Source organism: Collimonas arenae (genome assembly GCF_000786695.1).
Lineage (GTDB): Bacteria > Pseudomonadota > Gammaproteobacteria > Burkholderiales > Burkholderiaceae_D > Collimonas > Collimonas arenae_A.
In genome coordinates this window covers 4143588-4156834 of sequence record NZ_CP009962.1, presented here as the reverse complement: position 1 = coordinate 4156834, position 13247 = coordinate 4143588, and the positions used below count along the sequence as shown (strand labels likewise).

Sequence of the window (13247 nt, the reverse complement as noted above, 5' to 3'; positions counted from 1 at the left end):
TACAGGCATCTTTCCATGCCTGTATAGCAGTTTTACAACACATTAGGCCAAGTCATAAAAATCGCTGGAATCAGGCACCTAGCCCCTTAAATTCACAAAACTGATAACTGCTATTGGCAATCGAAATTGGATAATTCATGGGGAAACGCTATTCTGATTGTGCGACGCAACAATTGGCTTGCGGTGAACGCAAAACGAAAGAGGAATTTATCATGTCTACAATGACAATCAGCAACAGTTCTAGCATTGCTCGTCCAGCAGCAGCACGTCCAGCTCCAGTAGCACGTCCGGCAGCGCCAGTAGTACAACGCGCCGGCATGCTGAGCAACATCGGTGCATTTTTCAAGCGTCTCGGTACTGCCTACGAACGTTCGGAAGCCGCACGTAAAGAAGCTTACCTGGCCGAAGCAGTCGACCTGTACGATCTGGAATATCGCATGCAACGCCTGGATCGTGAAAGCGCCCAGACTGCAGCATGGATCAAAGGCTTCTAAATTTGTACCTGTAGCAAAGCAGCAATGCGTGGCCGGGTTTGTCGGCTACCGGTAGTAAGCTGCAGTTGTTTGCAGTTGTTTGCAGTTGTTTGCAGTTAGCAGGTATTTAAGCCTATGTTGCAAAGTTTTATCAGCAGGTCTGTAGTTCGTCTGTTGTACTCGTTCGTAGTACACATATCGCTGCGTAGCAGTCGGGCATCCCACCGGCATTGGCCGTCGATCGGGTTGCCCTGCTGCTTACACGGTGCACTTCATCTTGCATTTCCCCAACCTGCAATTAGTGTGATTCTGCCAAGAGCGTGAAATGCTCGACGGTCGGCGCCACCGCAAAAAACGGTCCTACCAGCGCGCGCCAGTCGGCAAACGCAGGCGATTCGCGAAAATCTACCGTATGGTTTTCCAGCGTTTGCCAGAGAATTATCAGGACATAGCGTTCTGGAGATTCGATCCCCTTGTGCACTTTAAAGCTGACGAAGCCCTTGGCTTTGCTGATGACTTGCTCGATTCCGCGTTGAATCGCGGCGTCAAATTCCTGCTGCTTGCCTGGCTGGATGCGGATATCGGCTAATTCGAGGATCATGGTATTTCCATCATGGTTGTTGGTGGGCGGAAAAGTGATTGTCGCATTTTTAACCGCTCGGGGTCGTCCGTACCCTAGGGGCAATCAATCTTTGTGGATTCGATCTTGATTGACTATGCTGAAGCATAAATAGTCCATAGGAGACCATCATGCTGGGCCGACAAAGACTTTATTTCATGATGCCGGATGTTCCCAGCGCACGCAGCACGCTGGATGAATTGCTGCTGGCGCGGATAGGAATTCGGCATATTCACTTCTGGGGCGCCGACGGCAAATTGCCAGCGGATATGCCCGAAGCCAATATTTTCCATAAGACCGATCTCGCAAACGGCGCTGAAGTCGGTTTGCTGGCTGGAGGCGTAATCGGCTTGTTGCTGGGCATGTGGCTGGTTTATTTTCCGCCTGAGTGGGTGCATCTGAATTGGCTTGCCTTGGTTGCGTTGACGCTGGCCGGCGCAGTATTGGGTAGCTGGATGTCCGGGATGGCGGCGGCGGCGCTGCCGAATTCCCGCCTGAAAGCCTTCCATGCCGGGATCGAGGAGGGCAAGATACTGCTGTTGGTAGATGTGCCGTTCAAGCGCGTGCCGGAGATTGAAGCGTTGATTGAAAAACTTCATCCGGAAGCGGCTTTTGCCGGGGTTGAAAAGCACATTCCTGTGTTTCCTTAATGTCGCCGAATTGGCGAGTGAACTGACAAAAGAAAGCACCGGGCGTCTGGCCGGTGCTTTTTTTATACGAGTTCCATAAATTTCTTCCTGCTTTCTCTGCGATTCCCCCTATCTCGATTGTTATTTTGTTGCCGCCTTCGTACACTAGCTTCCGGTTAAAAGCAAAATCAATCATACGGTTCTACGATGTCTTGCCGGTCTGGCTTGTAGTCCAGCCGTAGCCGCCGCAGACATAGAGTAAATCGGAATACAGGGAGGAAATTCATGGCAGGTTCTTATTTTCCCACGTGGCGTTTGCGCGCAAGCACGGCGGACGGGCAGGGCCAGGTAATCGCCGCTGACGAGCGTTTGCCATGGCCGCAGACGTTCGCTATGGGCGTGCAGCACGTGGTGGCCATGTTCGGTTCGACCGTACTAGCGCCGCTACTGATGGGTTTCGATCCCAATCTGGCGATTTTCATGTCGGGCATCGGCACTTTGCTGTTCTTTGTGCTGGTGGGTGGGCGCGTGCCGAGCTATCTCGGGTCCAGCTTTTCTTTTATCGGCCTGGTGATCGCAGTCAGCGCCTATGGCGGCCACGGCCTGAATCCTAACCTTGGCGTAGCGCTGGGCGGCATTATTGCCTGCGGCGTGGTATATGCGCTGATCGGCTTCCTGGTAATGGCGATCGGTACTCGCTGGATCGAAACTCTGATGCCGCCGGTGGTCACCGGTGCGGTGGTGGCGGTGATCGGCCTGAATCTGGCGCCGATCGCAGTCAAGGGCGTCAGCGGCAATAACTTCGACGCCTGGATGGCGCTGGGCACGGTATTGTGCGTCGGTGGCGTGGCAGTGTTTGCGCGCGGCATGTTGCAGCGCTTGCTGATCCTCGTCGGACTGATGCTCGCATATGTGATTTATGCGGTGCTGACCAACGGTGCTGGGCTTGGCAAGCCGATTGATTTTGCGATTGTGGCGAATGCAGCCTGGTTCGGCATCCCGCATTTTTCCGCGCCGGTGTTCAAGGCTGACGCGATGGCTTTGCTGGCGCCGATTGCGATTATCCTGGTGGCGGAAAATCTTGGCCATATCAAAGCGGTGGCCGCCATGACCGGCCAGAATCTCGATAAATATATGGGCCGTGCTTTCGTCGGCGACGGCTTGGCAACCATCGTATCGGGCAGCGTTGGCGGTACCGGCGTTACAACCTATGCCGAAAACATCGGGGTGATGGCCGTTACGAAAATATATTCGACGCTGGTGTTTGTGGTTGCTGCCTGCCTGGCGATCGTCCTTGGTTTTTCACCGAAATTCGGCGCTGTGATCCAAACCATTCCTGGTGCGGTGCTGGGTGGCGTTTCGATTGTGGTGTTTGGGTTGATCGCCGTGTCGGGTGCGCGGATATGGGTTGAAAACAAGGTCGACTTTTCCGATAACCGCAACTTGATCGTCGCTGCGGTGACTTTGGTGCTGGGCGCTGGCGACTTCACTTTGAAGCTCGGCCAGTTTTCGCTGGGTGGTATCGGCACCGCTACTTTCGGGGCAATCATTCTTCATGCCCTGTTGAGCAGAAAGAAGGCATAAACCTGTGCCTGATTGGCAAATACCTCGGTCGCATGAGCGACCGAGGTATTGAGTCTGATTCGCTAATAGATGCAGTGGACAGCTAGCGCTTCTTAAACCGCCACCTGCCGGGCATTGCCAATCCATTCGACCAATCAGGTTGCCCGGACAATCTTTATCGGCGCTGCCGCCGAGGGGCTGGATTCCTTCCGCAAACTCTTCAGCAGGCATGCCATGTACAACACCAACACTAGGGAAAACGGCAACGACGCTAGCACGATGGTGGTTTGAATCGCGCTGATGTTATCTGCAAACATCAGGCCGACAGTTACCGCCATGATCAGCCCCGACCAGAATATCCGCAACCAGTGCGGCGCATCGCTTTCGTTCTCACTGCCTTGCATCGATAAATTGGCCAGCATAACGGCGCCGGAATCTGCCGGTGTCAGGAACAACACGAAACCGACGAAAATCGCTACGCCGGACATTGCCGTGCCCAGCGGATAGTGCGCCAGCAATTTGTACATGGTCATGGCCGGTTGCTCCAGCGCGGTGCGGCTCAATTCAGTCGCCCCATGATTGATCAGCAAGTCCAGCGCGCTGTTGCCGAACACCGACAGCCATACCAGCGTGAACGCCAGCGGCAACAGCAACACCCCGGTCACCACTTCACGGATGGTGCGGCCGCGTGAGATGCGGGCAATGAACAATCCGACGAATGGCGCCCATGAAATCCACCAGGCCCAGTAGAACAAGGTCCATTTTCCAAGCCAGTCGCTGGGCCGGTCGTAGGCATACAGGTCAAATGTCTTGCCGACGAAATTGCTGACGTAATCGCCAAAGTTCTGGATCATGGCGTTCAGCAAATGCAGGGTGGGTCCCATCGTTAATACGAATATCAGTAGGCTGGCGAACAGCAGCACATTCAAGTTCGAGAGTCGGCGGATACCGACTTCCACGCCGGATATGGCCGCTAGCGTGGCTACGATCGTCATCACGATGATCACCGCCAGCAGGGAGCTGTGACTGTTTTGCAGTCCGAACAGATGTTCCAGGCCGGCGCTGATTTGCAATGAACCGATACCGAGATTGCTGACCAGGCCCAGCACGGTAACCACGATGCCGAAGCAATCGACAGTATGGCCGGCAACGCCATGCACGCGCTCGCCCAGCAAAGGATACAGCGCAGTGCGCAAAGCCAGGGGCTGTTTGTGGCGGTAAGCAAAGTAGCCGAGCGCCACTGCGATTAAAGCGTAAATGGCCCAGCCGTGCAGACCCCAGTGGAGAAAGGTTAGCGTCATCGCCTGGCTTGCCGCTGCCGGGGTCGACGCAGCGCCTTGCGGCGGATACAGGTAATGCGTCAATGGTTCGGATGCGCCGAAATAAAGCAGGGAAATTCCGATGCCTGAAGAAAATAGCATGCCGGCCCAGGCGCCGTAGCTGAACGCGGGTTGTTCGTCATCCGCTCCCAGTTTGATTTTGCCGTACGGAGATATCGCTAGCCAGATGATGAAGCCAAGATAGGCCGCGACCACCAGCATGTAGTACCAGCCGAAACTGCTGGCCAGCGTGACCTGTGCTTGCGACAGCCAGGCGGTCGATGCCTGAGGAAAGGCGATGATGACGATGCTGAAGGCAATGATCAGTAGCGCCGATGAAAAGAAAACCGGGCGGTTGAGCTTGATTTTTTCCGCCACGCTAGAGGCGTTGGTAGTGGCCGCGCTCATTTGATTTGCTCACGGCGTCGTGGATTGGTTGCTTGCCTGAGTGATTGCGTAGTTGGCTGCTGTCTCGTTGCGCCCGCGCTTGGTTTTTGTTGCATTTAAATAAACCTCATTCCGATTCTGCTGCCGGTATTGAATTGCATATTGTTTTCGTAAAAGAAACTTTGTGCTGTCGCTGACATCACAATGAGAGCCTAAACTTAAATTGATTGAACGTCCAATCAATTTAAATTATACTGATTTCACGCAGCGGATGAGGCGACCGCTTTCCGCGAACGCAAAGGAGAGTGAGTTGAGAAAAAGAAACGAAATGCTGCCGCTGCGCCGCGCGCAACTGATCCAGGCGACGCTGGAAGTGATCGACCGGGTTGGCCTGGCCGATGCGACGATTGCCTTGATCGCCAAACAGGCGGGCCTGTCGACCGGCATCATCAGCCATTACTTTGGTGACAAAAGCGGCTTGCTGGAAGGCACCATGCGTCAGATCTTGCGCGATTTGCGGGAAGACACCTTGCGCCGTCGCAGCGAACTCAGCGAAGACACTGCCGCTGCGCATCTGCGCGCCATTGTTGATGCCAATTTCAACGACAGCCAGGTGAGCGGTCCGGTCATGAAAACCTGGCTGGCTTTCTGGTCGTCCAGCATGCACCAGGAATCCTTGCGCAGATTGCAGCACGTGAACGATCAGCGCTTGCGTTCGAACCTGTGCTGCCAATTCATGCGCGAATTGCCGCTGGAGCAGGCACGCCATGCCGCCCGCGGCCTGGCTGCGATGATTGACGGCCTGTGGTTGCGCGGCTCGCTATCGGGAAAAGCTTTCGACGCCGACGCGGCGCGCCGGCTGGCTTACGAATACCTGGATCTACAACTGGCAAAGAAACATGGCGCTGCTATAGCAGCCTGATCTTTAGCCTATCTGACAGCAACCCTTTGAGGAGAATCTGCATGCCTGTTTTCAAGCAACAACAACTGTACATCGGCGGCCGCCGGGTCGACGCCAGCGGTAGCGACACCTTCCAAACCATCAATCCAGCCAATGGCGAAGTGTTGGCTGAAGTCCAGCGCGCCACCAAGGCTGACGTCGACCGCGCCGTCGCCAGCGCCCAGCAAGGGCAGCGCATCTGGGCCGCACAAACCGCCATGCAGCGCTCGCGCGTATTGCGCAAAGCGGTGGCCATTCTGCGTGAGCGCAATGACGAACTGGCTGAACTGGAAACGCTGGATACAGGCAAGGCGTTGTCGGAAACCAGCGCCGTGGATATCGTCACCGGCGCCGACGTGCTGGAGTATTACGCCGGCCTGGTGCCGTCGATAGAAGGCACACAGATTCCTTTGCGTGAAAGCGCGTTTGTCTACACCCGCCGTGAGCCGCTGGGCGTAGTAGCCGGCATCGGTGCCTGGAATTATCCGATCCAGATCGCCCTGTGGAAGTCGGCGCCGGCGCTGGCGGCAGGCAACGCGATGATTTTCAAGCCGAGCGAAGTGACGCCGCTGAGTGCGCTGCGGCTGGCTGAAATCTATACAGAAGCGGGTTTGCCTGATGGCGTATTCAACGTATTGACCGGCAGCGGCCGCGAAGTCGGCACCTGGCTGACGGAACATGCAGGCATCGAAAAAATCTCCTTTACCGGCGGCACCGCAACCGGCAAGAAAGTCATGGCTAGTGCTTCCAGCTCGACCTTGAAGGAAGTGACGATGGAACTGGGCGGCAAGTCGCCACTGATCGTATTTGCCGATGCCGATCTGGACCGCGCGGCCGACGTCGCTGTCATGGCCAATTTCTACAGTTCGGGCCAGGTGTGCACCAACGGCACCCGCGTGTTTGTGCATAGCTCCATCAAGCCGGTGTTTGAAGCCAAGGTGCTGGAACGGGTGGCGCGTATTCGTCTTGGCAATCCGCTTGAGACGAACACCAATTTCGGCCCGCTGGTCAGCTTCCCCCACATGGATAGCGTGCTGTCTTACATCGAGTCCGGCCTGGCGGAAGGTGCGCGCCTGCTGATCGGCGGCAAGCGCGAAATCAGCGGCGCCTATGCCAAGGGTGCGTATGTGCAACCGACGGTATTCACCGACTGCCGCGACGACATGAAGATCGTGCGCGAAGAAATTTTCGGCCCTGTGATGAGCATACTTTCGTTTGAGGAAGAGGATGAGGTGATCCGCCGCGCCAATGACACTGAATATGGCCTGGCGGCCGGCCTGATGACAGAGAACCTGAGTCGTGCGCATCGTGTCATCCATAAGCTGGAGGCCGGTATTTGCTGGATCAACACCTGGGGCGAATCAGCGGCGGAAATGCCGGTTGGCGGTTACAAGCAATCCGGCGTCGGCCGCGAGAACGGCCTGACGACATTGGAACACTACACGCGCATCAAGTCGATCCAGGTCGAATTGGGTGCTTATACATCGGTGTTTTAATTGGCGTCAGGGAACAACATGGAACAAGCAAAAGAATACGACTACATCATCATCGGCGCGGGCTCTGCGGGCAACGTGCTGGCGACCCGCCTGACGGAAGATGCTGATACCAGCGTGTTGCTGCTGGAAGCCGGTGGCCCCGATTACCGTTTCGATTTCCGCACCCAGATGCCGGCGGCGCTGGCGTTTCCCTTGCAAGGGCGGCGCTATAACTGGGCTTATGAAACCGATCCGGAGCCGCATATGAACGGCCGTCGCATGGAGTGCGGTCGTGGCAAAGGCCTGGGCGGTTCCTCGCTGATCAACGGCATGTGCTACATCCGCGGCAATGCGCTGGACTACGATCACTGGGCCAGGCGTAGCGGGCTGGAAAACTGGTCCTACCTGGATTGCCTGCCGTACTTCAAAAAAGCCGAAACCCGCGATATCGGCGGCAACGACTATCACGGCGGCGACGGTCCGGTCAGCGTCACCACGCCGAAGAGCGGCAATAATGTGCTCTACCATGCAATGGTAGAGGCCGGGGTGCAGGCTGGTTATCCACGTACCGATGACCTGAATGGTTACCAGCAGGAAGGCTTCGGTCCGATGGATCGCACCACCACGCCGCAAGGGCGGCGCGCCAGCACCGCGCGCGGTTACCTGGACCAGGCTCGGGCCAGGCCTAACCTGACCATCGTCACCCACGCATTGACTGATCGCATCCTGTTCTCTGGCCAGCGCGCTATCGGCGTCGCTTATCTGCACCATGATCAGGCGCAAACCGCACGGGCCCGACGCGAAGTACTGTTGTGTTCCGGAGCGATTGCTTCGCCGCAAATCTTGCAACGTTCCGGTGTCGGTCCGGCGCAACTGCTGCGCCAGCACGATATTCCCGTGGTGCTGGACTTGCCCGGTGTCGGCGCCAATCTGCAAGACCATCTGGAAATATACCAACAGTACGAATGCAAGCAGCCGGTTTCACTGGCGCCCGCTCTCAAGCCATGGAACCAGCCGCAGATCGGCGCCGAATGGCTGCTGATGGGCACCGGCGTCGGCGCCAGCAACCAGTTCGAAGCCGGCGGCTTTATCCGCAGCGACGATAGTTTCGAGTGGCCGAACATCCAGTATCATTTCCTGCCGGTGGCGATCAACTACAACGGCAGCAATCCGATCAAGGTCCACAGCTTCCAGGCGCACATGGGGTCGATGCGTTCACCGAGCCGTGGCCGCGTCCATCTGCGTTCGAAAGATCCGCGCCAGCATCCGAGCATCCTGTTCAACTACATGTCGACCGAACAGGACTGGCAGGAATTCCGCAACGGCATCCGCATCACGCGCGAGATTATTGCGCAGCAGGCATTGTCTGCCTACGCCGGCCGTGAAATTTCCCCTGGCGTGCAAGTGCAGAGCGATGCCGAGCTGGACGCCTTCGTGCGCCAGCATGCGGAAACCGCTTTTCATCCATCCTGCTCCAACGCCATGGGCTACGACGAGATGGCGGTGGTGGATAACCAGGGACGGGTGCATGGCCTGCAGGGGTTGCGCGTGGTCGATGCGTCGATCATGCCGCTGATTACCACCGGCAACCTGAATGCGCCAACCATCATGATCGCGGAAAAAATCGCCGATCACATCCGTGGCCGCGAGCCCTTACCGCGCGTGCAGGTGCCGTACTACGTCGCCGGTGACAAACCTGCCCGGCAGTAATCGATGCAGCTTAGAGGCAGTTGCAAATTGGCTTTGACCAGATTCTGATCTCAGTCTTTTTGCAATGCGCCGATCACTAGCGTGGCCGCAGCGTAAGCGATACCGAGCAGACAGACCGTAGTCCAGCCGCCATTGATCCAAGCCAGTCCCGCGCTCGCAGCGCCTACAGCGCCACCGACGAAAAAAATACCGACGAATAAGCCGTTCAGACGTCCGCGCGCTTCGGGTTGCAACAGGTTGATGGCGCGCCGGCCTAGCGTCTGATCGATGGTAACGCCGGCATCCAGGCCGATCGCCGCCAGCACCAGCATGGCGATGGCGAGCAATGGATGGGCCGCAATAGTAAAACCACCCCAGCCGGCGCCGGCAACCCCAGCCAGCAGCAACGCCGCAATCATCAGCGCATGTGCTGCCCGGCTGGCGGGCCTGGTCCAACCGCGGTCGCCGATACGGCCCGCGAGCGGCGCCGCGACTGCGCCGGCGGCGCCGGCCAGCGCGAACAGGGCGATATGGCGCTGGTTCAGATTGAATGGCGCTTGCGTCAGCAGCAAGGCGACGGCAGTCCAGAACAGGCTGAAGGTTGCCATCGCCAGTGCTGCGGTCAGCGCACGCCGGCGCAACACGGGCTGGCTCAGCAGTAAATTCCACAGGGACTTGATCAAGTTCAGGTAAGGAAGGTCGGCAGCCGGTTGTCGCGTCGGCAGCGTGCGGCTCAGAGTGGCCGCCACCAGCGCAACCAATACGGTCAGCACCAGATATAGCAAGCGCCAGCTGCCGATATCCACCAGCAGGCTGGCGAGCGGCCGCGACAGCAGGATTCCCAGCATCAGACCGCTCATCACGTTACCGACCACTCTGCCGCGATGCGCTTCGCAAGCCATCAGGGCAGCCAGCGGCACCATGATCTGGATTGCGCTGGAAGCGCTGCCAGCCAGGAAGATGGCCAGCAGGAAGACCCAGCCTGAATCTGATACGGTCGCTACTGCCAGCGCCAACGCGCAGCAGGCCAGCAGACGCACGATCAACTGGCGGTTTTCAAGCAAGTCGGCCAGCGGCACTAGCAGGATCAGGCCAGCGGCGTAACCCAGTTGCGGCAGCATGGCGACCATGCCGCTCAGCCGGGAATCCAGTCCAAGCGCAGCGGCAATCGGCGCGATCAGCGTCTGGGTTGCAAATAAATTGATGACAGTAATGCCGACTGCGGCTGCAAATAAGAGTTGTAGCACAGCGGAGATGCCGTCGCTGGCGGCATGTGTGGCGATTGTCCTGGCGGCAGGGTAGGCGGCATTGGGCGGCAAATTGGGAACGCTCATGGGATTCTTTAGGTAGCATGGTTTGCAGCAGGTTCGGCGAAGTCCGATCCTTGGCAAACTGTTTCAATGAAGCGATTGTGCATCGCGCATGTTTATGCTACAAGTGAATTATTATCATAACTATTATGCGAGTTTGTTTTGAATACTCACGATATCGAGGCTTTCGTGGCAGTGGTAGAAACGGGCTCGATTGTTGCTGCCGCTACACGTTTGCATCTGACCCAGCCGGGTATCAGTCGCCGTGTCCAAAGCCTGGAGGACCGCTTGGGCGTGGCTCTGCTGGAGCGCCAGTCGAAACCGCTTAAACCTACCGCCGCCGGTAAAGAAGTCTATGAGCGCGGCCGTCGCGTGCTGGGTTCGCTGGCCGATTTGCTGGCCGGGGTAGAGTCCGGTTCGGATGTGAGCGGTGAATTTCGTCTTGGAATTGCACCTTTTCTGGCTGAATTGGCGCTTACCCGCCCGATTGACAGCCTGCGCAGCGAATTCGGCAAGCTGACTTTGCGCATTACCACCGGCTGGTCGCCCGCCTTGCTGACTTTAGTGGAAAGCAATGCAATCGATGCGGCGGCGGTAGTCTTGCCCGACGATGTGATGCCGCCGAATACACTGACGGCACATCTGCTCAGTCATCAGATGCCTCTGATTGTGGCTAGCCGTACGTCTTCATTGAGCGAGGGCAGCTTGTCCCTGGCTGAATTGGCCGCGCACGCCTGGGTGGTGAACCAGGACGGCTGCGGCATACGTCGCTCGATCCGGCATGCGTTGGATGCGGCGCGTTTGCCGCTGGATGTGGCGGTTGAGACCTTCGGTACCGAGCTGCAATTATCGCTGGTGGCGCGAGGGGTCGGGATTGGCATGATCATGCCGGGCGCGTGGAGGCGCAGCGCGTTTCGCGACCAGTTGCGCGTCTTGACAGTGCCTGAATTCAGGGGCGGTGTGAATACCTGGCTAGTGCATCCCCGGACCCCGGGCCGATTGGCGGCGCCGATCGAGCGGTTGCGTCTGGATATGAGCGTGATGCTGGAGGAAGAATTGCATTTTCCGGTTTGATATGCCGCAACAAGGCTATAACGCGGATTGGCGCAGGCAATAAAAAAGCGGCCCGCAGGCTAATGCCGTTCAGTTAAGACTGAACGGCATTTTTATTTATGGCAAGTTGCCGGCATCCATGAAGGATTTGCGAGAAAGGCTGGTTACCTCCTGAATGAAGAACGGCCCGGTCATCAGTTCGACCGGGCCGTCAAGGGCAGACCAAAGAAATATGCCGTTCGGATAACAAAGAAAAATCCTTAACTGAACGGCATTAGCCCGCAGGCCGCTTTCAATTTACGAAAAGATTATTTCCCGTGGACTTAGTAAGCGCCCATGAAATCACGCTTGCCGATTTCCACGCCGTTGTGGCGCAGGATGTCATAGGCGGTAGTGACGTGGAAAAAGAATTGCGGCAAGCCATAGCCCAGCAGATACGTCTGGCCGTTCAGCTTCTTCTCTTTCGGCGTACCTGGGCGCAAGACGATTTCCAGCGCTTCGCTGCCGTCGATTTTCTCAGCCGGCAGGCCATCGATGAATGCCAGTGTCTTCTTGATACGGGCATGCAGGTCGGCAAAGGTTTGTTCATTGTCTTCATACGAAGGCACTTCTGCGCCGGCCAGGCGGGCTGGTACGCTCTTGGCGAAATCGGCGGCGATCTGCACCTGGCGTACTAGCGGGAACATGTCTGGAAACAGGCGCGCCTGCAACAGTGCGTTCGGGTCGATCTTCTTTTCGGTTGCATGGGCTTCGGCTTTCGCCAAGACGTCGCTCAGGGCGTTTAGCAATTGCTTGAAGACGGGAATTGAAGTGCTGTACATGGAGATAGTCATGGAAATTCCTTGGTTGGTTGTCGCGTCATGCTCGAGGGAAGGTGGATGATTATAGTGCTTGCGGGGCGAGTCCGCTGACGACCTCGCAATTGCCTAAAGGCGCAGCAGTTTCTTCTTGGCAGCGACCCATTCCGAACGTGAAATCAAGCCCTGTTTAAACTGTTCCGCCAACAGGTCCAGCTGTTCGAAATCTATTGGGGGAAGCCCGGCGGGGGCTGCCGGGGAAACTGTTGGGGCAATTGTCGGAATAGTTGAAGCGAGAACTTCAGGCGTAATTTCTGGTGCAGATACCGGCTCTGGCGCAGCTTCTGGCACAGGTTCTACTATAGATGCAGATTCTTCTGATGTGTGTTCTGAAACTGACTCCGTTGCAGCATCTGATGCTGGCTCCGTTGGGGGTTCTGCCATTGCTTCCACTGCAGGTTCAGAGATAATTGCGGGGGCAGGGAGCAGCAGTACTGGCAGCTGCAATGCGGCAATTTTTTTCTCGATCTCGTTTTTGAGCAAAGTAAAGCGGGTCAGCTGGCGGCTGCTGAACAACACAGTATTGGCGTCGCTGGCGGCGCGGATCAGGGTGGCGTCGGCGGATTCGCCGTTGATCAGGAAGAAGCGGATATAGCCGTTGCTGAGCAGGCTTGGCAAGTGAATTCGGACGCCGCTCAGATCGGACAGCAATACATCCTTGTCGCCGTTCCTGGCCTGTGTCAGGCGGGCCATGGCGCCGGCCCGTTTGATCTGTAACCGGTCACTGAGTAGCGTTACCTGGCCATTTACGCCCCGTACTTGCATTTCTACCTGTATGACCGCTTGCCCCACGTCTGCTTACCTTGTTATTTACAACCCATTTGCCATCATCACAGCGTCAATTGTCGCCGCCTGTAGAGGCATAATGTAACACCGGCTGGAAAATGAATAAAGACGCAACACTGAATTTGCAGTGCGGCGTCTTTTTTTTGA

Annotated in this window: 12 protein-coding genes; 7 read left to right on the top strand and 5 right to left on the bottom strand. The window is 57.0% G+C overall.

Going from position 1 to position 13247, the window contains the following annotated elements; translation table 11 throughout:
* Positions 1-317: 317 nt before the first annotated feature.
* Complete coding sequence (locus LT85_RS26125) at positions 318-494, top strand: DUF3563 family protein (RefSeq protein ID WP_081992808.1); 177 nt, start codon at positions 318-320, stop codon at positions 492-494.
* A gap of 277 nt (positions 495-771) precedes the next feature.
* Here the strand turns inward: LT85_RS26125 and LT85_RS18120 are convergent, their stop codons facing one another.
* Positions 772-1074, bottom strand: coding sequence for an antibiotic biosynthesis monooxygenase family protein (locus tag LT85_RS18120; protein ID WP_038491608.1), 303 nt, complete (start codon positions 1072-1074; stop codon positions 772-774).
* Positions 1075-1223: 149 nt separating this feature from the next.
* Here LT85_RS18120 and LT85_RS18115 point away from each other — a divergent pair, with 149 nt between their 5' ends.
* Entirely contained in the window at positions 1224-1742 is a 519-nt protein-coding gene (locus LT85_RS18115) for a hypothetical protein (RefSeq protein ID WP_038491605.1), read from the top strand.
* A gap of 264 nt (positions 1743-2006) precedes the next feature.
* Positions 2007-3305 (top strand): solute carrier family 23 protein, encoded by a 1299-nt coding sequence (locus tag LT85_RS18110; protein ID WP_038491601.1) that lies wholly within the window; start codon positions 2007-2009, stop codon positions 3303-3305.
* A 134-nt stretch (positions 3306-3439) separates the two neighbouring features.
* Here LT85_RS18110 and LT85_RS18105 read toward each other — a convergent pair whose 3' ends face one another.
* On the bottom strand, positions 3440-5011 hold the full coding sequence (locus LT85_RS18105; RefSeq protein ID WP_038491597.1) for a BCCT family transporter: 1572 nt from the start codon (positions 5009-5011) through the stop codon (positions 3440-3442).
* 307 nt (positions 5012-5318) lie between these two features.
* Here LT85_RS18105 and betI point away from each other — a divergent pair, with 307 nt between their 5' ends.
* From betI to betA, 3 genes are read left to right on the top strand one after another with little or no spacing between them, the layout of a single operon-like run.
* A complete protein-coding gene (betI, locus tag LT85_RS18100; protein ID WP_038491594.1) occupies positions 5319-5912 on the top strand; it encodes a transcriptional regulator BetI in 594 nt (197 codons plus the stop codon).
* Positions 5913-5953: 41 nt separating this feature from the next.
* Complete coding sequence (betB, locus tag LT85_RS18095; protein WP_038491593.1) at positions 5954-7426, top strand: betaine-aldehyde dehydrogenase; 1473 nt, start codon at positions 5954-5956, stop codon at positions 7424-7426.
* 18 nt (positions 7427-7444) lie between these two features.
* The gene (gene betA / locus LT85_RS18090) at positions 7445-9115 is read left to right on the top strand and encodes a choline dehydrogenase (protein ID WP_038491590.1); all 1671 of its coding nucleotides are present in this window, start codon (positions 7445-7447) and stop codon (positions 9113-9115) included.
* 50 nt (positions 9116-9165) lie between these two features.
* Here betA and LT85_RS18085 read toward each other — a convergent pair whose 3' ends face one another.
* Positions 9166-10428, bottom strand: a complete 1263-nt coding sequence (locus LT85_RS18085; RefSeq protein WP_038491587.1) for an MFS transporter — start codon at positions 10426-10428, stop codon at positions 9166-9168.
* A gap of 138 nt (positions 10429-10566) precedes the next feature.
* Between LT85_RS18085 and LT85_RS18080 the strand changes: the two genes are divergently transcribed.
* Complete coding sequence (locus LT85_RS18080) at positions 10567-11478, top strand: LysR family transcriptional regulator (protein WP_038491585.1); 912 nt, start codon at positions 10567-10569, stop codon at positions 11476-11478.
* A gap of 302 nt (positions 11479-11780) precedes the next feature.
* On the opposite strand, the gene LT85_RS18075 is transcribed toward LT85_RS18080, so the two are convergent.
* Entirely contained in the window at positions 11781-12290 is a 510-nt protein-coding gene (locus LT85_RS18075) for a DUF1993 domain-containing protein (RefSeq protein ID WP_038491583.1), read from the bottom strand.
* A 93-nt stretch (positions 12291-12383) separates the two neighbouring features.
* Positions 12384-13079, bottom strand: a complete 696-nt coding sequence (locus LT85_RS18070) for a DUF4429 domain-containing protein (RefSeq protein ID WP_038491580.1) — start codon at positions 13077-13079, stop codon at positions 12384-12386.
* Between the last annotated feature and the right edge of the window lie 168 nt (positions 13080-13247).